The following is a 23,813-nucleotide window of genomic DNA, read 5'->3' on the forward strand; positions in this document are numbered from 1 at the left end:
CTAAAGAGCTCCTTGTTTCCACCTTGCCTGGGGTCTTGACACCGACGGCGGATCGGTTTTTGCAAGCCCTCGAAGCTGGTTCCCGCGAAAGGACACCGAAAGCTCTTCAGTTACCGCCACCGAGCTGTCCGCCAGCCACGAGCGACCGCGGGAATCCGCCCCGCCAGCCTCCGGCAGGCGCCCCTGGCGGCCCTGAAGGCGCTGGTCACAGCAGCGGCGCAGGCCTGGGCGTTCGCCTTGCCCTGCCCCCGCCCAGTGAGTCGGACGGGCAGCTACGTCCGCGGCGGGGCGTTGTCCCCGTTCGAGGCCGACGGTGGGCAACCATTTCCTCCGACGGATCGGCACGATCCGGGTATCAGCGACCCACGATCCCGATATCAGACACCGATGTCAGCCTGACCGGCGGCTGGCGGGCAGCCGGATACCGACGAGCGTTCCCGGCCTTGACGATCACCTTGGCGGCGATGCCACGCCACGCACCACGTGACGGTCAGGACGCCAGCCATTTGTCGAAGGAGGGCCGGTCCCTGACCCGGGCGAGACCGCCGCGCCGGTTGGCCTGGAGAGTCGCCACATACCGCCACAGCGTGTCGGCGTCGACCCAGCCCTTCCTCCGGGCCGCGACCTTCAGCAGGTCCCAGGTGGTGACCACGAGGAAACCCTCCCGCGCGGCAAGCCGGGCGGCGCTTACGTCGTCGGTGACGAAGAACGCCTTAAGATTGCGGCGGATCATGATTGCGATCGTCTCTGCTTCACCGAGATGCCGGTGCGGATGGTCGCCCGGGCCGGCGAGTCCAGCGCGAAGACGCCTCGTCTCCTGGAGTTCCGCCGCGTTGGGGAACAGCGGGGATCCGAAGATGGTGCGCGCCTGGGCAAGCGTGCCGAGACCCGGCCTCCGCGCCGACTGGTCGCATTCGGACGCCACGGTCGCGCACCAGCGGCCGTTCCCGTTCGCCAGTTGTTCCAGCAGGTCCATACGATCGATGATCGCAAAATTGATCAGGACGGTGTTGTCCNGGAAAAGAAGCGATGTCACGGGTTCAGAGGCCCAGCGCCTCTGCGAAACCGTCGATGTCCAGGTCGGGAATCGCCGGTGTGTCGACTTCCAGTGCGTCCGGGTCGACATCGAGCAGCCACGCGAGTGTCCCTNTTCCCAGACGGCCGGACGCGATGCCTTCGATGTGTGCCGTCTGAAGGGTGAGTGGAATCCGCCGCCGGGTGGCCGCGTCCATCCGCAGCGTGATCTCGTCGGTGCCCGGGTCGGACTTCCAGTGATGCCGCAGCAGACGCTGGGTCGGATATCGGGCCCACTCCCGCACCAGGTCGGGCACGTAACTGTTCACGGCCTTCAGGCGACGGGCGAGAGCGTCGGTGGATACTCCCCAACGCCACACGAGATCGGCGAGCCCCGCGGCGTCCAGCCGCTCCCAGCCGATCGCGGTGACCAGCTCGCGCGGTAGGAGGAGATCCGCGGCGAACGCGTTGGCCGCGGCCTCGTGCCGCTCCCGCTCGGCGGGGGAGAGCCCGTGGTCGTGGTGTCCGCGAACATGGTGGCCGAGCTCGTGCGCCAGGGACCAGTTGTCGCGGAACCAGTTTCCGGTGATCGGCAGCGCGATCACCCGCCGGCCGCCCACCGCGAACGAGTAGGCCGTGGACAACCCGGTGACCCGGACGACGTCAATACCCAGATGATCTTCCACTCGATCCGCGAAGGGACGTACGAAGTTCTCCCCCAGCGCCGCCCTGATCTTCGCGTGACCATCCGGAAGATCCGGTTGATGCTGCGACTCGGGGTAGGCCTGCTGGTACGCGAGCGCGATGTCGCGCAGCACCTGCTCGTCACCGTCTCGCCCGGGTACCTCCCGGCCGCCCGTCTCATGGTCGAAGTCGTGCCGCGCGGCGACGACGAGCCTGCAGGGATCGGGCTCCCCGGTGATCAGCCAGTGAATGTCCGCGTTCAGATGGTCGGCGAGGCGGGCCAGCTCGATCGAGGAGAAGGCACGCTTGCCGTTGAGCGCACGCGAGAACGCATCGGGCGTCATCCCGATCTGAGCCGCGATGGCGCGATGTGAGGTTGCCGGCTGAGCCTGTTGAACGTGAGCCTGTTGAACGTGAGCCTGTTGAACCTGCGTCTGCCGAATGTGCGCCAGCACGCGATCACCGATGCCGTGCATAGCCACACGCTACCACCCCGTTGGGATTTTCCCAACGGCACAACCCNGGCCCGGTCCCGGACGCGAGAGCCTGAGCTCTGGCCGTCAGGTGGCACCGGGCTGCCGGCGCCGGTCCGTGCCGTCGACCCCGGTCGTCCTCGGTCGTCGACGCCCCGCGGGATTGAAGCGGCACCCGCTCAATCGTCATCACCCGCGCTCTGACAGCGCTGGCCATCTTTCGGCGCGGGCGCGGATGTCCCCTTCATGCGNCTAAAGAGCTCCTTGTTTCCACCTTGCCTGGGGTCTTGACACCGACGGCGGATCGGTTTTTGCAAGCCCTCGAAGCTGGTTTCCGCAAAAGGACACCGAAAGCTCTTTAGTTACCGCCACCGAGCTGTCCGCCAGCCACGAGCGACCGCGGGAATCCGCCCCGCCAGCCTCCGGCAGGCGCCCTGGCGGCCCTGAAGGCGCTGGTCACAGCAGCTGGTCTGGACCCGGCCGTGCACCTTGCCCCGACCGGGCCCGGCGAGTCGGACGGGTGGCTGCGTCCACGGCGGGGCAAGGTCCCCGTTCGCGGGTCTCCCGGTGGGCAACCATCTCCCCCACGGATCGCCACGATCCGGATATCGCGACCCACGATCCCAATATCAGACACCGCTGTCACCCTGACCGGCGGCCAGCGGGCAGCGGGCAGCGGGCAGCCGGACACCGACGGCGTCGCCACATACCGCCACGGCGTATCGGTGTCGACCCAGCCCTGTCCTACTGACCTCGGCGCGCAAAACTGTGACCTCAATCACCTATCCGAGTCCGCGANGGCGAGTCCTTGCGACAGAGGGACCACCAGCGATCGCAGATGGTGACGGGGGTAACGGCAAACCGAGGTTCATCGAGCACTGGGCGACAACGCCACCCGGACGGCGCGCCACGGCTACGAATCCGCAGTTCACACAGGTGCCCGCCCAGGAAAACGCGAAGCCACCGCCACCGACCGCCGCCGCGGACCGCCTCCATTCGGAAAGCACAGAATGTGACCGGCTAACCATCCGGGCCCGGAACGCGTCGAGTTACGGTTCTCGCCGATTCGTTCACCTCGATCTTGATGGGACGCTAAAGTTCGCAGTGTTCTTTCCAGGAAGGGTTCGGCCCGCCGGCGGCCGCCCGGTGGATTCGACAGATGTATGCGTACCGGTGGTGCGCGAAACGGTGCGCCGTGAGTCCGCTGGCGGCCGGGTCCTCGTGGGTACCTTTCCTCGCGACGGGCCGGCCTGCGCGAAACGAAGGGATGGATCGAAGAAGTGCGGGTGAGCTTTTTCAATGTAGGAGCGGCCGCCGCGACGGCGGTCGGCATGGGGACCTTGGGCGCGGCCGGGCCCGCGCAGGCGGCGGCCCCGGCTCCAACGGCCACCGCGGCCCCGGCCGCGGTGGCCGCGGTGGCGTGTGATCAGAGCGACGCGATCGTCATCGGAGCATCGTCGTACTGGTATCGAAACTACCCCTATCAGGAGGGCAATCTCGGCACGTTGAGGGTCAAGTACAGTCCGAGTTGCAACACAGAATGGGCCCAGCTCGAGCTGAACGCCGCGCTCCCGTCCGGCACCAGCGCCCGGGCACAGTACAATCACGGGAGTATCTCCGCATGTAATGTCGCGGTAGGTGGCACATCCTGTACCACCACACCAAGGCCTGTCATTTGTGGTACCGGCCAGGCCAATGCGACCGGATTCAAGGACACCGTCGACGCGGTGCGTTGGTACGTTGGCGGGAACGGGGTCACTGGAGTGCATTGCTGAGGAACACGCCCATCAGTTTCCCGGCCTCGAGATTTCCGTAGGCATCGACAAGCGAGCACGCCGAGTTGCGAGCGCCGCACCGGCCCGGCCCCGGCCGGGCCGGTGCCGGCTGCCGAGTTCGGCGCGAAGACGCCTCGTCTCCTTGAGTTCCGCCGCGTTGGGGAAGCCACCGACCGTGGACAGGGATGGTCCTCTTGTGTTCCCCGTTGCGCGGCCATCCGCAACCGGCGGCGGCATGGAAGACTGCTCGTGGCGGAACTGGCTGTGGGGAAAGGATGTCTGTGGCTCTGACGTCGCCGGAATCACCGCGCTGGCGGCCGTCGCGCGCGGGCATCCTGAACGTCTACCAGTACGGTGACGAGACGCTGCACTTCGCCGGCGGGCGCCTGCTGCTGCGCGGGGTCAACGGTTCCGGCAAGTCCACGGCCATGAACATGCTGCTGCCGTTCCTGCTGGAGGCGGACACCCGGCGGATCGACGCGGCGGGCGAGCAGACCGGAATCCTACGGTCGTGGATGCTGTCGGACAACGACGAGACCCAGCGCACCGGCTATCTGTGGATCGAGTTCAGCCGGCCGGACGACACGATGCCGGGCGGGGTTCGCCATCACAGCCTCGGTTGCGGAATCCGGGCCAACCGAAGCACCGACCGGGTGACCTCCTGGTGGTTCTCCACTCCCCGGCGCGTGCGGGTCGACTTCTCGCTGACGACGAACCGTATCCCCCTGAGCTCCGAGGCGCTGCGCGCGGAGCTGGGCGCCGACGCGGTGTTCACGCGAACGGCCGAATACCAGGCCGAGGTGTCCCGCCGGCTGTTCGGCGGCGCGGATCCCGCCGGGTATCTGGCCCTGCTCCACCAGGTCCGCAATCCGCGGGTGGGTGACCGCATCGACGCCGACCTGCCGCAGCGACTGCAGGAGGCACTGCCCCCGGTACCCGAGGACGCGGTCGCCGACGCCGCGCAACCGCTGGAGGACCTGGAGGACCACCGGCGCAACGTCGCCGCACTGGAACAGACGGACCGGGCGTTGGGCAGCCTGTTCGACACCTACCGGAACTATGCCCGCCGCGTGCTGCTCGCCGCCGCGGCGGACACAGCGGCGGCAGTCGGCGCCGCCCGCTCGGCGGCCCAGCGGCGCGGTCGGCTGCGCGGGCTCGCCCATGAGACGGCCACCGCCGAGCGGCGCCTCGCCGCGGAGATCACCGACCTGGAGCGAGAGAAGGCCGGGGTGCAGGCTCGTCTGGCCGGGCTGCGCAGCTCCGACGCCTACCGCGACCACCAGGCGCTGCTGGCCCGGCAGGAGCACGTCACGAACCTGCGCGGGCAGGCCGTCCGGCAGCAGGCGCACCAGCGCGACGCGCACCGCCGGGTCGAGGTGGCCACGGAGACAGCCGCGTCACGGCGGCGCCGGGTCGACGGCGATCTGAGCCAGATCCGCGACGGGTTGTCCGAGGTGGCGCGGCTCGCCCTGCCCGCGGCGGTCCAGCTCGGCCTGCCGGACCCGCCGGTGCTCCGGGTCCAGGCCCTCGCCGGTGCCGGGCAGGGCGGTGGCGGGCTTGGCGGTGGCGGGCTTGGCGGTAGCGGGCAGGGCGGTAGCGGGCAGGGCCGTGGCGTGGAGGGGCCGGCCGCGGGCAGCGACCCGCTGGCCGCGTTCAGCCTCGATGCCGCGGGCGACACGCTGCGGCGGCGCCGGGATGACGTCCGGCGGGTGACCGAGCTGCTCCGCGGGGCGGAGCGGGCCGACAGCACGGCCGCCACCGCGAACAGCCGCGCCGAGGCGGCGCAGACCGAGGCCAGCCAGGAACGGGAACGCGCTGTGGTCGCCCGGGCAGACGCCACGGCGGCCGGGGAACGCCACCGGGTCGCGGTCGCGGACTGGGCACGGGAGTTCACCGGCCTGCTCCGCGCGGTACCGCCGGCCGAACCCGGTGGGCCGGGTGGCTGGCTGGCTGTACCAGTCGTCGCGGGCCAGGAAGAGGGCGGCCCGCGCGAGGCGGCCCGCGCCCGCGTCACCGCCGTCACAGCCGCGGCGACCGAAGCGGCCGACGTGCTCGCCACGGCGGTGGCCGCCGCACGCGTCCCGGCCGACGCCGCGGTGCGGGAGGTGCGGCGGCTGGCCGGTGCCCTGGCCGAGGTGCGCGCGTCCGGCGAGCTGCCGCTGCCCCGCGGCGGCTGGCGGGCGGGCGAACCGCCGGACGCCGCGCTGTTCGCGGCCCTCGTCGACTTCGCGCCGGGTCTGGACGCGGGGGCGTGCGCCGGCCTGGAGGCGGCGTGTGAGGCGGTCGGGCTGCTGACCGCGCAGGTGCTGGACGGGGGAACCGCGGTAGCCGCCACCGGTGAGCTGCTCGTCGGCCCGGGGCCGGCAGTCGCACCGAACCTCGCCGCGGTGCTCGTGCCGGCACTCCCGGACAACACGGCGGTCACTGAACGCACGATCCGCGGTGTCCTGGAGCGGATCGGGCTGGGCGCCGCGTCCGGCGCCGCGCTGTGGCTCGACGTCCACGGGGCGTTCGGTGCCGGGCCGCTGCGTGGCCGGCACTGCAAGGACGGCGCGGAGCACATCGGGGCCGGGGCTCGGGCGGCCAGGCGGGAACGCCGCATCGCGGAACTGACCGCGGCGCTGGACGACGCGGAACGGCTGCGGGACGCCCATCAGGCGACGCACCGGGAGCTCGGCCGCCACGCCGACGCGCTGCGGGTTCTCACCCGGGCGGTTCCCTCCACCGCCGAGGTCGACGACACCGCCGCGACCGCCGCGGCGATGACGGAGGCGGCCCGGCGGGCGGCGGATCGGGCCGAGGAAACCCGCGGGGCCGCGGTACAGGCCGAGCGGGCGGCCGAGCAGGTCTGGGCTCGGGCGCAGACGGGTGCCGCGACCGCCCGGCTGACCCTCGACGACGCGGCGCTGGTCTCCGTCGCCGCCGCCGTGGCGGACGCCCAGGCCGCGTTGGGCCTGTTGCCGGGCCGGGTCGAGGCAGCCCGCCGCTCGCTGGAGGACTGGGCGGCGGCGGTGGCGACCTGGTCGGCGGAGTCCGCGGCCTTCGAGACGGCCGCCGAGGCCGCCGCGGAGGCATCCCTGCGGGCGGAGTCGGCGGAGACGGAGCTGGCGGCCGTCCGGGCGGCGCTCGGCGACGAGCCCCGCCGCGTCGTCGCGCAGATCACCGAGCTGGACGCCCGGCACAGCGACATCGAGACCCAGCTGACCGGCGCCCGCCGCGGCCACACCGACGCGGTGAAGACGGCCGCCACCGCGCAGGCGGAGGCCGATGGTGCGGCCGATGCCGCGGAGCTGGCCGAGCGGGCGTGCCGCGGCCAGTGGCAGGCGCTGCTCGCCGTCACCGCCGTCGACGGCCTGCTCGCCGCGGCCAGGGCGGCGGCGGATGTGATGCGGGACGACGCGCCGGCCGACCCGTTGTCTCCTACCGAGCCGGACACGGTGGAGGGGACGTCCCGCCTCGTCGCGGCGCTGCGCACAGCCGTGCCGGAACCGGAGCGGGACGTCGGCGAGGACGCGCTGAACCGGTCGTTGCGCACCGTCCGCGACAGCCTGGGCGCCGGGTGGGACGCGGAGTCCCGCCGCGGCGCGGACAGACTGCCGCTGGCCGTGGAGGTGTCCGGCCCCTACGGCCGCCGGGTGCTCTCCGAGGCCACCGTCCAGGTGGCGGCCGACCTGCGGCGTGCCCGTCACCTGCTGACCGCCCAGCAGGACCAGGCGCTGCGCAACCTCCTGCACGGCCGGGTCGCCCGGGAGGTCGCCCGCGCCCTGTTCGACGCGCGCGAGCTCATCGAGCGGATGAACGCGGTCCTCGGCGAGGTCACCACCACCCAGGGCATCGGGGTTCGGCTGAACTGGCGGAACCGCGGCGATCTGGAACCGGCCGTCGCGACCGCGCTGGCGCTGCTGGCCAAGGACCCGGACGCCCGCACCGCCGAGGAGGACGCCACCGTGCGCGCCGCGGTGGCCGGGCTGGTGAACGAGGAGCGCCAGAAGCGCCCCGACTCGTCCTACCGCGACGTCATCAAGGACGTCCTGGACTACCGCCGCTGGCACGAGCTGCGGATCTACCTGTGCAGGCCGGAGCGGCCCGACGAGCTGCTCACCCGGCGCACCCGCCTCTCCGAGGGGGAGAAAAAGCTCGTCACCTATCTCCCGATGGCCGCGGCGGCCTCCGCCTCGGCCGCCGCCNATGACCCGCACGGGGTCGGCGCCCCCCGGCTGATCCTGCTCGACGACGCCTTCGCGAAGGTCTCCGAGGACAACCACGGCCGGCTGTTCGGACTGCTGGTGAAGCTGGACCTCGACTTCGTGGTCACCAGCGAGCGGCTGTTCGGCACCCACGCCGACGTGCCCGAACTGTCGATCGTCGAGGTGCTGCGGGACCCGGACCTGCGCACGATCGCGCTCGTCCACTACCACTGGGACGGCCACCGCCGCACCGAGCTCACGGGTGCCATCCGGTGACGGGAACCGGGCCAGCCACAGGAACCCGGCCAGCCACAGGAACCGGGCCAGCCACGGCGACCGAGGTGGGCACCTCCGTGTTCGCCTACGTCACCGAGAGCCCCGAGTACCGGATCATCCTCGGCGTCTTCGCGGGCACCTTCTTCGCCGAGCTCACTCCGGACGACGTCGCCGCCCGACTCGCCGACGCCGGGATCGCCCTGCCGGTCGAGACGGTCGCCAGCCGGCTGGAGGCCCTGCGCGGCTGGGGCAACCTCGACGTCTCGGCGTCCGTCGGCACGGTCAGCACCGTCGCCGACTACTACCGCCGCCGCAACCGGTACCTGATCACCCGGGTCGGGCAGGAGGTCCACGAACTCGTCGAGGGGGTACTCGCCCAGGTCGACGAGGTCCGCGACGTTTCGCTGGGCCGGCTCGACGCGCTCGCCACCGCGCTGGAGGCACTGCTGCGCCTGGATGCCGCGCGGGCGGAGCCGACGGTGCTCGCCGACCACGTCCGCGCCGTCTTCGACCCGCACCGCGCCTTCTCCGCCGAGATCACCCAGTTCTTCGCCGCGATCAACCAGTGGCAGTCGCGCTTCGACCTCGACGAGACCGAGTTCGCGTTCTTCTCCGAGGTGCTGGTCGGTTACGTCGGCGAGCGCCTGGATGCGCTCGAGCGCCGCGCCCGGCCGATCGCGGCCCTGCTCACCGCGCTCGAACCCCGGATCCCGGTGCTGGTGGCCCGCGCTCACGACGGCCTCGCCGCGCGGGTCGCCGAGGCCGGGCTGACCGGCGTCCGGGTCCGGGCCGAGCACGGCAGCAGCGAGCGGGACTGGGCCAACCTCATCGCCTGGTTCCTCGACCGGCCGGGATCCCCGAGCCGGGTCGCGGCACTCGGCCGCGACGCGGTGAACGCCGTGCGTACCCTCACCCAGAACCTCACCCGGCTGTCCCGGTCCGGCGTCGGCAGCACCTCGCGCCGCGCCGACTACCTACGGCTGGCAGGTTGGTTCGCCGAAGCCGGCGGAGCCGGGCGCGACGGACACGACGGGCACGACGGGCCGGACGGGCAGGACGGGCACGACGGACAGGGCGGGCCGGGCGGGCACGACGGGCTCGACCAGTGCCACCGCCTGGCCGCTGCCGCGTTCGGGCTGTTCGGCTGCCGGCATCTGGGGGCGGGGGCCGGCGACGAGACCGACCCGGTCCCGTCAGCCACCTCCTGGTGGGACGCCCCGGCAGCGCTCGTCCCGGTCAGCCTGCGCCAGCGCGGGGACACCACCAACCGCGGCCGCTCCGGGCAGATCCTCGACCGTTCGAAGGAACGCGAGCACCTGCTCGCCCGCCGCCGGACCACCGAAGAGGCCGCCGCCGCGGCCCGGACCGAGCTGCTCTCCGCGACCGACGGCCAAGACGGCGCGTTGCACGACGGGACCGAGCTTTCCGAGCGCGCACTCGCCCGGCTCCAGCGGCTCCTCGGCCCCGCCGTGGCGGCGATGGGCCCCAGGCACCCCAAAGGTGAGGCGGAGTCCGACGGGCTGCGCTGCGTCGTCGAACGCCGGCCCGGCCAACCGACCAGGCTCCACACGCCCGTGGGCACCCTCACCATCCACGACCTGGCCCTCACCATCCTGCCCGCCGGGTCAGCCGGGTCAGTCGGTTCCACCGGGCCCGCGCCCAGCGGCACCCCCGCCGCCACCGATCCCTCCGGAGGTCGGGCTTGACCTCCGACGGCGACCCCCAGCGGCCCGCCGAGCTCACGGCCGCCGGTCGGGCGCTGCTCGCCCGGCCGTGGCGCACCGCCGAAGCAGACCGGTCGCTGTTCACCCTGATCCGGCGGCACGCCGAGGTGCTCGACCGCTGGTTCACCCAGCGACTCGGCTACCGCCTCGTGGTCGGCGCCGACACGGCCCGGCTGGTGAAGTCCGGATATGTCCCGGCCGACCGGCCGCTGCGCACCCACACCGGTCACCCGTTCACCACTCGCCAGTACGTCACGCTGGCGCTGGTCCTCGCGGCGACCGCCGCCGGCCCTGACCGGATCAGCCTGCGCGACCTGGTCCTGCGGGTCCGCTCGGCGGCGGCCGACGCCGAGATTGCCCTGGACGGCGCGGCGGCGGAGCGGCGCGCCCTCGTCACCGCGCTGCGCTTTCTCATCGAACACGGTGTGGTGCGCGAACTCGACCAGTCGGTCAGCGGATACGAGACCGACGGGGCGGCGGACGCGCTGCTGGAGATCCGCAACGACCGCCTGGCGATGCTGCCCGCGCCGGCGCTGGTCGGCGCGCGCTCCGCCGCCGATCTACTCGAACGCGCGGCCGGGGACGGACGCGGGCGGGCCGCGGTACGCCGCCGGCTGGTGGAGAATCCGGTGGTCTACGCCGACGACGTGGCTCCGGAGGACTGGGCGGAGCTGCGCCGCCGGTTCGGCGAGGAGGCCCGCTTCTGCGAGGAGATGTTCGACCTGCTCGTCGAGGCCCGCGCCGAGGGGGTGGCCGCCATCGACGTCGACGGCGGGTGCACCGACGTCTCCTTCCCCGCCGGCGGGACGACCGCGCACGCGGCGCTGCTGCTCCTCGAGGCACTGGCCGACCACGGCCGCGGCGGCGTCACCGTGACCGAGCTCGACGACGAGCTGGCCGCGCTGCTCATCCGCTACGGCAGGTACTGGCGCCGGGACGCCAGCACCGACCCGGCCCGGTTGCGTGACGACGCCGTGGCACTGCTGACATCCATGAGCCTGGTCCGCTGGGAGGCCGACGGTCGGCTGCACCCGCGCCCCGCCGCCGCCCGTTTCGCCCCGAAGGTCACCATCACCGTCCGCGAACCCGCGTCGGATGAGCCCACACAGGGAACCCTCCTGTGACNGGTGACGATGCCCCGCGCCACCCTTTCCTGGCCGATCCGTCGCTGCGTCCCCTGTGGTTGGCGGTCTCAGCCGCCCTGGACCGCAACGGCCTGGACTGGCGTGGCCGGCTGGCCCTTCCCACGCTCGAGCCGGAGGGCCGACGGCGCCTGGGGGTTCTGGTCGGACGTCCCGTGCCCGCCGACCGCCGCGCCCTGCCGCTGGAGGAAGTGGCTGCCGCCGTGGAACGGCTGACCGATGCCGGGCTCCTCGACGCCCTCGCTGCCCTCGACTGCGCGCCCCGAGGCCGCCGTGAGGCCGCGCAGGCACGCCGCTCGGAGTCCAACGAGCGCCGCGCGGCCCTTGCCGCGGCCGTCACGGCCTACCTCGGCACCGCCGGCACCGCCGACGCGGACGGCGGCGGTGGCGATGACGATGGCGATGGCGGCGGCGGCGGCGGCGGCGGTGATATCTCCGCTGTTGCAGCGTGGGTGGCCAACTGGCGGGACGCCGCCTGGTCCGACGGGCTGTTCGCCGGGCACGCGCCGGCGGAGGTGACCGCGATGGTCCGGAGCGTCGCGGCGGTGCTCGCGCGGGGCACCTCGGGACTGAGCCGCGGTGAGGTCGCCGCCCGGGAGTGCGGGGACGCCCACGCCCTGGACTCCTCCACCCGGCTCGCCGCCCTGGTCACCCGTGCGCTGGTGGCCCGCGACGGCCCCGCCGACACCGAGCGGATCGCCTGGGAGCGCGCGGGCATCCCCCTCGACCTCGTCTCCGCACCCGTCCTCACCTGGGCACTGCCACTGCTCGGCGACACCCCCGTCGCGTCGGCCGCCCGGGCGATGACCGCCGCCGGCCTGCCCCTGCACCTGACCGTGCTGGCGCTGCGCCGCGCACCGCTGACCGTCCCCGCCGGAACGCCTGTGCTCGTCGTGGAGAACCCCCGGGTCGTCGAGGCCGCGGCGCGCCGCCGGCTGCCGGCCGCGGTGCTGTGCACCAACGGAAACCCGGCGACCGCCCCACTGGAGGCGATCGCACAGCTGGGCGCCGGCGGTGCCGTGCTCCGCTACCACGGCGACTTCGACGCCGCCGGCCTGGCGATGACGAGCCGGGCCCGGCTTGCCGGCTGTACCCCGTTCCACATGTCGGCCGCCGCCTACCGGGAGGCGCTCGCGGCGGCACAGGCGGAAGGCGTCGACCTCCCCCGCGACCCGGCACCGGCCCCCGCCACTCCGTGGGATCCGGACCTGGCGGTGGAGTTCGACAACCACCGGGCGATCGTGCACGAGGAACGGGTCATGGACGCTCTCCTCACCGCCCACGGCATCGCCACACCGCCACACCGCTGACGCCGCTGACGCCGCCACACCGCTGACGCCACCGCACCGTTCCGGCTGATGATGCTGTCGCGCAGGCCACGCCAGTCATCGCCCACCGTTGCTGGGCGGCGATCAGACATCAATGATCTTGACGAGCGCCCGGTCAGGAGTCGGTGTCTGATGCCCAGTCCTCGGCGAACGTCTCGGTCTGGGCGATGACGAGGTCGATCGCGTTCTTCGCCGCGTCCGGCGGGTAGCCGTGCCGGGCCAGCAGACGCTTGATGATGGTGCGCAGCCGAGCCTGGACATCCTCGCGGATCNTCCAGTCGATGGTGACGGACCCGCGGACCTGAACGACGAGATCTCGCGCGATCGCGGCGAGCTTCTCGTCGCCGAGCTCGCTGACCGCGGAGTCGTTCTGCGTGACGGCGTCGTAGAACGCCAGCTCGTCCGCGCTCAGCGGCGGGTCAAACCGCCTGCCCCGGTCACTCTCGGCGGTCAGCTCGTGGGCCATGTCGACCAGCGCGGCCAGCACCTCGGCGGACGTCAGATGCTGGTTGCGGTAGCTGTTCATCAGCTCGACGAGCCGCTCGGTGAAGCTGCGCTGGCGGACGAGGTTGTGCTTCGTAATCCGGCGCATCGCCTGGTCGACGGTCCGCCGCAGCGCCTCGATCGCCAGGTTCGGGGTCTTGGACGCCCGCAGCCGCTCCAGGTACGCCTCGTCCAGGTGGGTGAGGTCGGGCCGCTCGATCCCGGCCGCCTCGTACAGGTCGGTGACCCCACCGGCCTCGATCGTCGCCGCGGTGAGCTGCCGCAGCAGGATCTCGACCTCGTCGGGCACGGGCAGACCGGCGGCGCGCCGCTCCTCGGCGTCCAGCTTCGCCATCGACACCCGCACCGCGTGGAAGAAGGCGATGTCGGCCCGTAGGTCGTCGAGTTCGTCGCGAACGGCGCAGAGCGCGAATGCGCGTTCGAGACGCGCCGCGGCGTCGCGGAACCGGTCGCGGCGGGCGGGCTGGTCGTCCTGCGCGGTGTTCCCCGGCCGAGTCGGGTCCCGCAGGTACTCGACGGTTCCGAGCAGGGCGTCCCTATAGGCCGTCTTCGCCCCGCCGGCCAGCGCCGCGCGCCAGTCGTGGTCGGCGAGCATCTTCACGATCACGTCGTGCAGGTCGCGGACCTTGCCGATCATCTCGTCGAGGTCGCGGCCGAGAGGCTGTGCCAGCTGGTCGTGGGAGGTGTACTCGGCGAGCGCCTCGTGCAGCTTTTCGGCGACCGGGGCGTAGGCGACGAGCAGGCCGTCCTGCTTGTTGCGGTGGGTGCGGTTGACCCGGGCGATGGCCTGCATGAGCGCCGCGCCACGCATCGGCTTGTCCAGGTACATCGTGTGCAGCGCCGGAGCGTCGAACCCGGTGAGCAGCATCGACTGCACGATGATCAGTTCGAGCGGGTCGGCGGCGTCGCGCACCCGGTTCTGGATCGTCTTGTTCTGCGACGGCCGCCGGACGTGCTTGAAGATCTCGCCCTTGTCATCGCTGTTACCGGTGAAGACGACCTTGATCTTCCCGCGGTCGACGGCGTCGTCGTGCCAGTCGGGGCGCAGCGCGACGATCTCGCGGTACAGGTCGGCGCAGATCTTCCGGGTCGCGCACACCACGATGCCCTTGCCGGGGCCGTCGATGTAGGAGCGCATCTGCGCCGAGCGGGCCTCCCAATGCGTGACCAGGTCTTCCGCCAGTGTCTTCACCCGGGCCGGGGCGCCGTAGAGCGCGTTCATCACGGCGACGGTGCGCCGCAGCCNCTCCCGCTCCGCATCGTCCAGCCCGGAGGTGATCTCGTCGGCCTGGCCGTCGATCGTCTCCGGGTCGACCCCCGGCGGCAGCTCCAGCGGGATGAGCCGGCTTTCGTGGAACACCCGGACGGTCGCCCCGTCCTCGACGGCGCGGGTGAGGTCGTAGACGTCGATGTAGTCGCCGAACACGTTGCGGGTGTTGCGCTCCGCCTCCGACAGCGGCGTGCCGGTGAAGGCGAGGAACGTCGCTTTCGGCAGCGCCTCGCGCAGCCGCAGCGCGAGACCGTCGATGTCGTCGTAGTGGCTGCGGTGCGCCTCGTCCACCACCACGATGATGTTCAGCCGCTCGGAGAGCAGCGGATGCTTGGGCTTCCCCTCTCGCTCCTCCTTCGTCAGGGCGAATTTCTGCAGGGTGGTGAACAGGATGCCACCGGTCGCGCGGCTCGACAGCTCCGCCCGCAGCTGGTCCCGGCTGTTGATCTGCACCGGTGTGGTGGGCAGCAGCAGGCTGGAGCTGAACACCCCGAACAGCTGGTCGTCGAGGTCGATCCGGTCGGTCAGCATGAGGATCGTCGGGTTCGCCAGCCGCGGGTCGACACTCGCCTGGTAGGCGTAGAGCTCCATCTCCATCGACTTGCCGGAACCCTGGGTGTGCCAGACGACCCCGGCCTTCCCGTCGCTGCGGATCGCCTCGACGGTCTTCTCCACCGCCCGGCTGACCGCGAAGTACTGGTGCGCCTTCGCGATCCGCTTCTGCAGCCCCTTACCGCCCACACTGGCGAACGTGACGTAGCCGCGCAGCAGCTCCAGGAACCGCCGCTGCTCGAACAACCCGTGCAGTAAAACCGTCTGCGCGTCTTCATAGTGGACGTCGTCGACGTCCCGCGGCAGTTCCGGCTGCCCGCTCACCCCGGGGCTCGACTCGGGGCGCACCGGGGCACCGTTCTCGTCGACGTTCCACGGCGCGAAGTGGTTGAACGGGGTGAACGGGGTGCCGTACCGGGCGGTGACCCCGTCGGAGACGGCGAACAGCACGGTGGCCCGGAACGCCAGCGGCCATTCGGCCACGTAGTTCATCAGCTTCTGGTGCGCGACCCGGATGTCGGCGCCCTCGGCCCCGGCGTTCTTCAGCTCGACGACGGCGACCGGCAGGCCGTTCAGGTAGAGGACGAGATCGCAGCGGATGCCCTTGTGGTGGGCGTCGTCGATCCGCACCTGGCTGGCGACGACATAGTCGTTCAGCTCCGGTTCGCGGAAGTCGACCAGCCAGATCGTCGNGGTGTGCTCGGCGCCGTACTCGTCGACGACAGTGACGGAACGCATCCCGCGCGCCATGAACTCGTGCAGCCGCCGGTTCTCCGCGATCGCGTCCCGCGACTCGGAGGCGAGCACCACCGCGACGGCCTCGTCGATGGCGCCGGCCGGCAGATCCGGGTTGAGCTGCCCGATCGCATCCCGCAGCCGCCCGACCAGGATGGGCTCGGCCCAGTCCCTCCGCTCCCCTTCGCCGTTCTTGCGCGGCGCGAGCCGGGCCCCCGCCATCGGCTGCCATCCGAGATCGCCGAGCGTCTCCATGGCCGCCTGCTCCCAGTCATCCTCCGTCATGGCCNCCCGACCCGAACTCACGTCACATCCTCCACAATCTTCTCCGCATCCCGCACCCGAATCTCCCCCGACATCAACTTCGGCAACAATGCGTCCTTCAATTTCGAAAGAGTCTCGGACTCTAGCACTTTCAGTGCCGCTACTGAATTCAAATTGCGAATCTCTTCAGCCACCCGATTATTGGGTTCGGTCGGCAGGCGGACGGAAAGATTTTCAATAAGTTCGGTGGCTAGCCTCCCAGCCCCGATACTTGTCTCGTCGACCATGTCTAGAATATCGACACGCCTTGCATTGATTGCATGGAAGAGCAGGTCGGAGTCAACGTCATCTGCGGGAATTATCGCCTTACAGTCCTGCCCAAAAGCAACCTCTCGCTGCGTGACTCCCAGCCGAAATTCAGACTTCAGACNGCTGCCGCGAACGACAAAAAGNATCGCACCGCGCGGGACCAGCCGAGTACCATTACGTGCCCCAAGGCGAGTANGGCGGCGATCAGACTTTCGTATCCAAGGCGACCTAAGGCTTAGTGCAGAGATCCACGGAATATCACCTCCCCAGTATTCCGAATTATTCGTCGATGGGGTGCCACCCGAGTGCCATGTCCCCACTTCTTTAAGTGGTCGATCCTCCCACAATGCAACCTGGGATGCATGCATATAGCGTGCGGCAGAAAGATTAAGACACGAGCTCGACACTGCTTCATCTGCGGCAATCTTGTCGTCCAGTGCGCCGAGAACACCGACCAGTTCTTGCTGCAGCTTCAGCGGTGGCAGGGTAATGACGAGAGACCGTATATCTGCCAGGTTCAGATAATCCGCCATGTCGGTCTGCCCCTTGCGGGTAGACGCCTGATCTTTAAACTCCTTCCCTTGAAACCAGTAGTATAGGTATCGCGAAGAGAGAGGCCCATCTACGGTGGCGCGAAAATAGCAAAGCTGCGGACTGTAAACGAATTGCTCAGAAGAATCTGGCATGATTGCGACGCGACCAACGGTACCTTTGGTGGTCAGTATCACATCGCCCGGCTGGGCGAGCTTCGGTCCAATGGAAGACCGAAACTCGGCACGCACGTGATCCTCGTTTTTAGGAATTACTCGACCATCCAAGACCTCGGCAACCCGCAAAATAGGGAAACCAGGATATCCGTGCTCCGGCTGTCTAGTTCGATAGCCATCACCAAGTCGAAGCGCACCCGACTGCACCAGGTCGCCGAGAGTCACCCTTGCATTAGACATCGAGGCGCTCCAGTTGCGTGCGAACTTCCTTCTCCAGGCGGGCGGATTCCTCGAAGTGGGCGAAGAGTTCCTTGGTGAGGCGTTCGATCTTCTCGGCTATCGGCTCGTCGTCGGAGGTGTCGACCTCGGCGGCGCCGACGTAGCGGCCGGGGGTGAGGACGTGGTCGTGGGTGCGGATCTCCTCGGTGGTGGCCGAGTAGCAGAAGCCGGGGATGTTCTGGTAGGTCAGCTTCTGCTCGCGGGCCGAGGCGGTGCCGCGCCAGGCGTGGTAGGTGCCGGAAATCTTCGCGAGGTCGTCGTCGGTGAGAACGCGCTCGGTGCGGTCGACCATCGTGCCCATGCTTCGGGCGTCGATGAATAGCGTCTCGTTGCGGCGCTCCGCGAGGCGACGGGCCCCCATCGGGCCCTTGTTCGTCGCGAAGAACCACAGGCAGGCGGGGATCTGGGTGGTGCGGAACAGTTGTGGCGGCAGCGCGATCATGCAGGCGACCAGGTCGGCCTCGACGAGCGCGGCACGGATCTCGCCCTCACCGGACTGCTTGGACGACATCGAGCCGTTCGCCATCACCACACCGGCGCTCCCCCGGGAACTCAGCTTGGCGATGATGTGCTGCATCCAGGCGAAGTTGGCGTTGCCGGCCGGCGGGGTCCCGTAACGCCAGCGCTGGTCGTCCACGACGCGCGCCCAGTCGGACATGTTGAACGGCGGGTTCGCCAGGATGTAGTCGGCGCGCAGGTCCGGGTGGCGGTCGTTGTGGAAGGTGTCGTCCCAACGGGCGCTCAGGTCGCCGGTGATGCCGTGGATGGCGAGGTTCATCTTCGCCAGCTTCCACGTCCGCTCGTTCGACTCCTGGCCGTAGATGGCGATGTCGTCCTTGTGGGTGAGCCCCCGGTGTTCGGCGATGAACTTCTCCGCCTGCACGAACATGCCGCCCGAACCGCAGCACGGGTCGTACACCCGGCCCTCGTACGGCTCCAGTACCTCGACGAGCAGGCGCACCACACTCGCCGGGGTGTAGAACTCGCCGCCGCGCTTGCCCTCGGCGCGGGCGAACTTCTCCAGGAAGTACTCGTACACCTCGCCCAGCACGTCGCGGGCCGACCGCGTCGCCGTCTCGGCCGGCGGAGCGGCGGCGGGCTCGGCGAACAGCGCGCCGTCCTCCCCCGCCGCGGCGGGTGCCGGCTGCGGGGTGGCGCGGTGGCCGGTGAAGCGGGCGTCGCCGAGGAGGTCGACGAGCTCGCCGAGGCGGCGCTGGTCGACGCTCTCGCTGTTGAAGATCTTCGGCAGGACCCCGGTGAGCGGCGGGTTCTTCTTCATCACCGCGTCCATCGCGGCGTTCAGCAGCTGGCCGATGCCGGCGCTCTTGGCGTTCTGGGCGATGAACTCCCAGCGGGCCTGCTCCGGCACCCAGAACACACCGTGCCCGGAGTACTCGTCGGGGTCGTCCAGGAACTCCTCGACCCGGCCCTCGGGCACCCCGTCGGCGAGGACGTCCTGGCGGATCTGCTCACGCCGTTCGACGAAGGCGTCCGACACGTACNTGAGGAAGACCAACCCCAGGACGAAGTCCTTGTACTGGGCGGCGTCCATGGAGCCGCGCAGCTTGTCGGCTGCCTTCCACAGCGTCTCGCGCAGCTGGGCCATGGTCGGCGGGCCGGCCTGGGTGGCCTTCTTCCGCGGGGGCATCTGTCTCCTCGGGTGGTGATCGGGCGCGGTGCGGATGCTGATTGGTCACCGTGACCACGCTGAATGGTCACTGTGCACATGCTGATACGGCCTGTTCGACCGTTCAGTGGCGGGGGTTCAGTGGCCAGCTGGCTCGGCGGGCGCGCCGCGGTTCTGTTCCGCCGGGGCGGCGATCAGGGTGAGGGTGCCGTCGGCGAGGCCGTTGACGGTCGTGCGGCGTAGTTCGTCCAGCAGGTCGAGCTCGCGTCGCAGGCGGCCCCGGCGGGCGTCGGTGGCGGCGAGCAGGGTGTCGAGGTCGCGCACCACCGGCTCGGGGAGCGCGGCGATGTACAGGTCCTCCAGGCGGCGGGGAGCGCGGACGGCGCCAGGAGTGCGGCCGGTGGGTGCGGCGGCGACGAGTAGCGCGGCGAGCACCCGCGGCGTGAGCACCGCCCGCCCCGCGTCGGTCAGGCGCAGGCCTCGGGCTGGAAACTCGATGATCGAGGAACCGGGCTCGTCGAGGTGCACGCCGAAGCGGGGGCTGGTCGTGACGACGATGTCGCCGGGCTCGGTGAGCCTGGCCCGCGGGTAGGCGTCGGCGAGTACCACCCGGTCGACCTTCCGGCTGTCGAACCGGCTCGCGCCGCTGAGTTCCTGGGCACCGACGAGAGGATGATGCCCGGCCGAGGCCGGGCGGACGTCGCCGGGTGCGATCCGGGTGCCCGGCAGCAGCCGCAGCAGCCCGCCCCCGGTGGCGGTGGTGCTGGCCAGCCGGCCGATCGCGGCGGTGGGCAGGGCCCGCGGGTCGTCGCGCATCGCCACCAGCGCACCGGCGGCCGGGCGGGCACCAGCACCAGCACCAGCACCAGCGAGACCGGCACCGGCGAGGGCGGTGACCTCGTCCTCGATCTCGCGGAGGCGCACGACCGCCCGGGCAGCCCGGCGGGTCGGTTCGCCGGCGGGCCGCGGTGCGGTGAGGGCCATCGGGGCTGCTCCCGGGCGGGCCTTCAGGTCCTGGATGCTGGCCTGGGAGGTGAGCGCACGCGACCGCTGGTCCGGGGCGAAGCCGTCGCGACGCCAGGTCACGACGTCCAGCACGAGGGTGTCGACCAGGTCGTCCGTGAGCTCGCGGTCGGAGAGGTCCGCCAGCAGGACGCGGCCCCGGGCCGGGGTGTCCCGCTCGTGGCGCAGCACCCACAGCGCCGTGCGGTAGCCGGGACGGAACGGGACCATGCCGCCGGGCAGGCTGATCACCGCCTCGACCAGGCCGGTCGTGAGCAGCTCGTCGCGGCGGCGGACCGCCGGGCGGTGCACCGGCAGCGGGTCCACGAGCGCCTCGGCCGGACCGAGCAGGACGGCTGTCTGCCCCGGCCGCAACGTGTCGGCGAGGCCGCGCACCGCCGCGAGCACCGCGACGGCGTCACGTTCCTCGGCGGGCTGGAACGGAAGGCAGCTGACGACGGCGTCGGGGCCGGCGCCGCGTGTGGCGGCACGGCGCGTGGCGGCCGTGGCGCGGATGTCGACGTCGCGGCGGGCGAGGCCGGCGACGGTGAAGCGGCGCCGTGCCAGCCGGGCGAGGAAACGGTCCGGCACGATGCCGCGCAGCCGCACCTCGTAGTCCTCGCCGACCGCCGCGTGGACGGCGGCCAGCAGGTCACCGGCGCCCGCCGCCGGGTCGGCCACCTCGACGGAGCCGGTCTCCCGGGCGCGTTCCGGGGCACCGGAAAGCTGCGCCATAAGAGCGGCCAGGCGCGGCACGACCGCGTCGGCGCAGAGCTCGGGGACGCCGAGGCGGTGGCGGGCGGCAAGCAGGCGCCCGAAGGCGTCGCGGGTGTTGTAGGCGGCCTCGACCAGCTCATCGACGGCGGGCGCCAGCCAGTCCGCCTCGGCACCGAGTGCCCGCACCTCCGACAACAGCAGCTCGTCCCGCGGATCGGCCTGTTCAGCCCGCGCCCGCAGTGCGGCGATCAGGCCGTCACCCGCCACCCCGCCGGGCGCCACCGCCGGCGCGAGGGGTTCGTCGTCGAGATGGCGCAGGCAGAGCAGCGCGCTGGCGGCGGCGAGCAAGGGCCGGGCACCCAGCCGCTGCCCAAGGCAGCGCAGCAGGTACAGACGCAGGTCGGCGGTCTCAACCTGGCGGTTGCCGCGGCGCGGGTTCGCGGCGAGCCAGCGCAGGACGTCCGGCGCGTGGAACATCGGGATGCTCGCGTCGAGCCCGGGGCCGGTGACGGGCGCGGGGAAGTCCGGGTGCCGCCGCCGCCAGGTCGTCACCACCGCGCGTTGCACGTCGGCGAGGTCGGCTATCTCCGGCATCGAGATGAGCAGCGTGCCCACATCGGTCACGGCCGCCATGCGCCCACCTCCCGTTCCCGCCTGCTCTGCACGCCTCTGTTCATGAGTACGCGGACTGAGCATAGCGATGGCCATCCGATTCGACTCATCGCAACATTGATAACCCCAGTTATCAATGAGCGATTTTGAGTTCATGGCCACTCGAAGCCAGAGTGATCTCCGTCCGGGCTGTCGGGGGGCAGCCCGGACGGCTCATCTACAACGGGGGAGACAGAAAATGCCGGAGGAAGTAGTCGAGCACACCAGGCATCCAGCTCACTTCGACGACGACGCCTCGGCTGTCGTCATCGAGCGGCTGGTCCTCCGCGACCGCGAGGTCACGCGAGAGGCCCAGCGCTGGGTCTCCGGCGAGCGCGGCCCACTCGAAGAGAACGCCGTGGCGCTCGCCGGCGCCGACCTTACGAACTACGTCACCGAGGCCGTGCGCATCGGTGCTCACGCGCTCAGCGTGACCGGCCGGGCTCAGGAGGCCCAGGCACTCGAGCGGATGCTGAAGGACGTCGGTGACAGGACCGCCGATTCCACCGCACAGGCGGCCGAGCGCACCGCGCGAGCGGTTCGGGAAGCATCCGAAGCCGTTATGGCGGCGGCCCGTGACGCCAAGACAGCCATCACGGAGGCGGATGCCCGGAGTCGCCAGGAGCTCACCACGGCGGTGACGGCAGCGAAACAGGACCTGAACACCGAGCTGCGGCGGATCTTCGCTGGGGAGAGCCCCGAGCTGGTCGCGCGCCTCCAGCCAGTGCTCGACAGGTTCGGCGCCGAGCTCGACGCGAAGGTGAGCTCTGGAACCGCCGAACTGCTGACGAAGGCTGCCAGGCAGTTCGACCCGTCCGACCCGACCTCGCCGATGGCCAGGCACGCCGCGGAGCTCGCGGCACGCCAGGAACAGCTCACGCAGCAGTTGACCAAGCAGCACACGGAGCTGACCAGCAAGATCGAGGAGGTGTCGACGGCGCTGCGCGTCCAGGAGGCCACCACCGCTCTGGCCAGGGTGACGCCGATCAAGGGCACGTCCTACGCCAGCTCGGTGCACACCGTGCTCGTCGGCATCGCCGCGGGTCTCGGCGACGACTACACCGACACCAGCACGACCCCGGGTCACCTGCCTCGCTGCAAGAAGGGTGACGGTGTGCTGAGCCTGCGCGATGGCGCCGTTCGGATCGTCATCGAGATGACCGACTCGGCCCGCGCCGGCTGGACCGACTACCTCGCTGAGGCCGAGCGCAACCGGGACGCCGCCGCCTCGCTCGGGCTCGTCCGCACCATCGACCAGAACGGCGGCCAGACCCTCCGGGTCATCGGCGCCCAGCGTCTCGTCCTGGCCTTCGATCCCGACCACGATGCACCCGACCTCCTGCGCACCGTGGTCATGCTGCTGCGCACGACCGCCATCGCGACAGCGAGCCGCAAGGGCGTCCACCAGGTCGCCACGGCCGAGGAGAAGATCGCCGAAGCACGCGACCACCTGGTGACGATCGACTCGGTCAAGAAGCTGTCGGCCACGATCCAGAAGTCCGCGGTGAAGATCGAAAGCGAGTGCACCGCGCTGAACTCGGCCGTCCGGCGCCTGCTCGACGAGGCGCTCGTCGCACTGGCCGGCGTCGAGGGAACCGGCCCGGAACTCGTCGGAGTGGCGGACGCCCACGGCGCCGCGTGACGGCGGGCACCGCATCAGTCATCGAGCCAGGCAGTGATCTCCGTCCGGGCTGCTCGGGGTAGCCCGGACCTCTTCGACGACGCCCGGAATCGCGGTGCCAGGCCTGGCGGAACGTGCTGGCGCCGCCGCCTCTTGGCATCGGAACCCACACAGAGAAGGATTCAGAATGAAACTGATCAGGCCGTCCGGAAACTCCACTGCGGGCAAGTCCGCCACGCGAACCGTGCACTGCGCGCTCGCGGCGCTCTTCCTCTCCGGGCTGGCGGCGACAGCCGGGTGTTCCGTCCCCGACCCGGACGGGACGGGGGCCGACATCGTCAGCCAGCGGAGCGACCCGGCTGCCAACGGTACAGCGCCCAGCGCCGGCGGCGACGACACCGCCCCCGGCACCCGCCAGCGGCCCCTGCCCGCCGGCACCACCGTCAAGGTCGGGGACTGGCAGGTGACACTGGGTCCGACAGTCCTCGACGCGACCGCCCAGATCACCGCCGAGAACCAGTTCAACGACCCTCCTGCGGCCGGTCGGCAGTTCGTGCTGGTGCCGGTCAACGTGACCTACGCCGGAACCGGGTCGGGTACACCGTGGGTGGACCTGTCGATCCGTTTCTACGGCTCGGGCGGGAACACCTTCGGTGCCGGCGGCACCGACGACTACTGTGGCGTCGTCCCGAACAGCTTCAACAACGTGAGCGAGATGTTCCCCGAAGCCAGCGCGGCGGGAAACGCCTGCGTCTCCGTCCCCGGTGACCAGGCCGCGGGCGGTAGCTGGATCGTCGAGGAAAGCCTGTCCCTGGACGGTGGTCGGGTGTTCTTCGCGCTCTCGTAGCCCTGCCGGCGCCGAACCCCCGCGCCACCACCGCGACGCGCCGGCTGATCCCGCGGACCGCCTGGTCCTCCCCGAGGCCACCGGGCNGGGTGGACGAGACCGGAACCGGGACCGCCGCGGGCCGA

General features: G+C 71.0%; 11 protein-coding genes and 8 pseudogenes. 8 read left to right on the plus strand and 11 right to left on the minus strand.

The window, feature by feature from the left end; translation table 11 throughout:
* Positions 1-1,150 precede the first annotated feature (1,150 nt).
* Positions 1,151-2,174: pseudogene (locus UG55_RS17180) on the minus strand (ImmA/IrrE family metallo-endopeptidase); the annotation flags it as partial.
* Positions 2,175-3,457: 1,283 nt separating this feature from the next.
* On the opposite strand from UG55_RS17180, the gene UG55_RS28630 reads away from it, so the two are divergent.
* The 6 genes and pseudogenes from UG55_RS28630 to UG55_RS17200 all read left to right on the plus strand — a co-directional run bounded on the left by UG55_RS28630 (position 3,458) and on the right by UG55_RS17200 (position 12,585).
* Complete coding sequence (locus UG55_RS28630; RefSeq protein ID WP_128423038.1) at positions 3,458-3,946, plus strand: hypothetical protein; 489 nt, start codon at positions 3,458-3,460, stop codon at positions 3,944-3,946.
* A gap of 281 nt (positions 3,947-4,227) precedes the next feature.
* A partial coding sequence (locus UG55_RS17185; RefSeq protein WP_242424664.1) for a TIGR02680 family protein occupies positions 4,228-8,133 on the plus strand: 3,906 nt, incomplete at its 3' end.
* A 1-nt stretch (position 8,134) separates the two neighbouring features.
* Positions 8,135-8,409: pseudogene (locus UG55_RS47430) on the plus strand (hypothetical protein); the annotation flags it as partial.
* A gap of 65 nt (positions 8,410-8,474) precedes the next feature.
* Positions 8,475-10,115 (plus strand): DUF2397 domain-containing protein, encoded by a 1,641-nt coding sequence (locus UG55_RS17190; protein ID WP_083986916.1) that lies wholly within the window; start codon positions 8,475-8,477, stop codon positions 10,113-10,115.
* Positions 10,112-11,257: a TIGR02678 family protein gene (locus UG55_RS17195; protein ID WP_066070010.1), complete on the plus strand. Its 1,146-nt coding sequence runs from the start codon at positions 10,112-10,114 to the stop codon at positions 11,255-11,257. The genes UG55_RS17190 and UG55_RS17195 overlap by 4 nt, the downstream gene beginning before the upstream one ends.
* A gap of 59 nt (positions 11,258-11,316) precedes the next feature.
* Entirely contained in the window at positions 11,317-12,585 is a 1,269-nt protein-coding gene (locus UG55_RS17200) for a DUF2399 domain-containing protein (protein WP_242424680.1), read from the plus strand.
* A 133-nt stretch (positions 12,586-12,718) separates the two neighbouring features.
* Here the strand turns inward: UG55_RS17200 and UG55_RS38290 are convergent.
* From UG55_RS38290 to UG55_RS17215, 10 genes and pseudogenes are all read right to left on the minus strand, one after another.
* On the minus strand, positions 12,719-12,875 hold a 157-nt coding region (locus UG55_RS38290), incomplete at its 5' end, for a type I restriction enzyme endonuclease domain-containing protein (RefSeq protein ID WP_242424681.1).
* 1 nt (position 12,876) lies between these two features.
* Positions 12,877-14,352 (minus strand): annotated as a pseudogene (locus UG55_RS38295) (type I restriction enzyme endonuclease domain-containing protein); the annotation flags it as partial.
* A 1-nt stretch (position 14,353) separates the two neighbouring features.
* Positions 14,354-15,621: pseudogene (locus tag UG55_RS38300) on the minus strand (type I restriction endonuclease subunit R); the annotation flags it as partial.
* Position 15,622: 1 nt separating this feature from the next.
* Positions 15,623-15,949 (minus strand): annotated as a pseudogene (locus UG55_RS38305) (type I restriction endonuclease); the annotation flags it as partial.
* Positions 15,950-15,966: 17 nt separating this feature from the next.
* Entirely contained in the window at positions 15,967-16,356 is a 390-nt protein-coding gene (locus tag UG55_RS47435; protein ID WP_396230939.1) for a hypothetical protein, read from the minus strand.
* Positions 16,357-16,381: 25 nt separating this feature from the next.
* Positions 16,382-16,432, minus strand: a pseudogene (locus tag UG55_RS47440) (hypothetical protein); the annotation flags it as partial.
* Between the two features lies 1 nt (position 16,433).
* Positions 16,434-17,184 (minus strand): annotated as a pseudogene (locus UG55_RS47445) (restriction endonuclease subunit S); the annotation flags it as partial.
* The coding region (locus UG55_RS17210) for an N-6 DNA methylase (RefSeq protein WP_242424665.1) at positions 17,177-18,725 on the minus strand (1,549 nt) is incomplete at its 5' end. The gene UG55_RS17210 and the pseudogene UG55_RS47445, both read right to left, overlap by 8 nt.
* 1 nt (position 18,726) lies before the next feature.
* Positions 18,727-18,871 (minus strand): annotated as a pseudogene (locus UG55_RS45475) (type I restriction-modification system subunit M N-terminal domain-containing protein); the annotation flags it as partial.
* 117 nt (positions 18,872-18,988) lie between these two features.
* Complete coding sequence (locus tag UG55_RS17215; protein ID WP_083986918.1) at positions 18,989-21,202, minus strand: hypothetical protein; 2,214 nt, start codon at positions 21,200-21,202, stop codon at positions 18,989-18,991.
* 217 nt (positions 21,203-21,419) lie between these two features.
* Here UG55_RS17215 and UG55_RS17220 point away from each other — a divergent pair, with 217 nt between their 5' ends.
* Together UG55_RS17220 and UG55_RS17225 are read left to right on the plus strand one after the other, a co-directional pair.
* Positions 21,420-22,862, plus strand: coding sequence for a Fis family transcriptional regulator (locus tag UG55_RS17220; RefSeq protein ID WP_066070024.1), 1,443 nt, complete (start codon positions 21,420-21,422; stop codon positions 22,860-22,862).
* Between the two features lie 166 nt (positions 22,863-23,028).
* Positions 23,029-23,688 (plus strand): hypothetical protein, encoded by a 660-nt coding sequence (locus UG55_RS17225; protein ID WP_066070027.1) that lies wholly within the window; start codon positions 23,029-23,031, stop codon positions 23,686-23,688.
* Positions 23,689-23,813: the final 125 nt, after the last annotated feature.

Source organism: Frankia sp. EI5c (genome assembly GCF_001636565.1).
Lineage (GTDB): Bacteria > Actinomycetota > Actinomycetes > Frankiales > Frankiaceae > Parafrankia.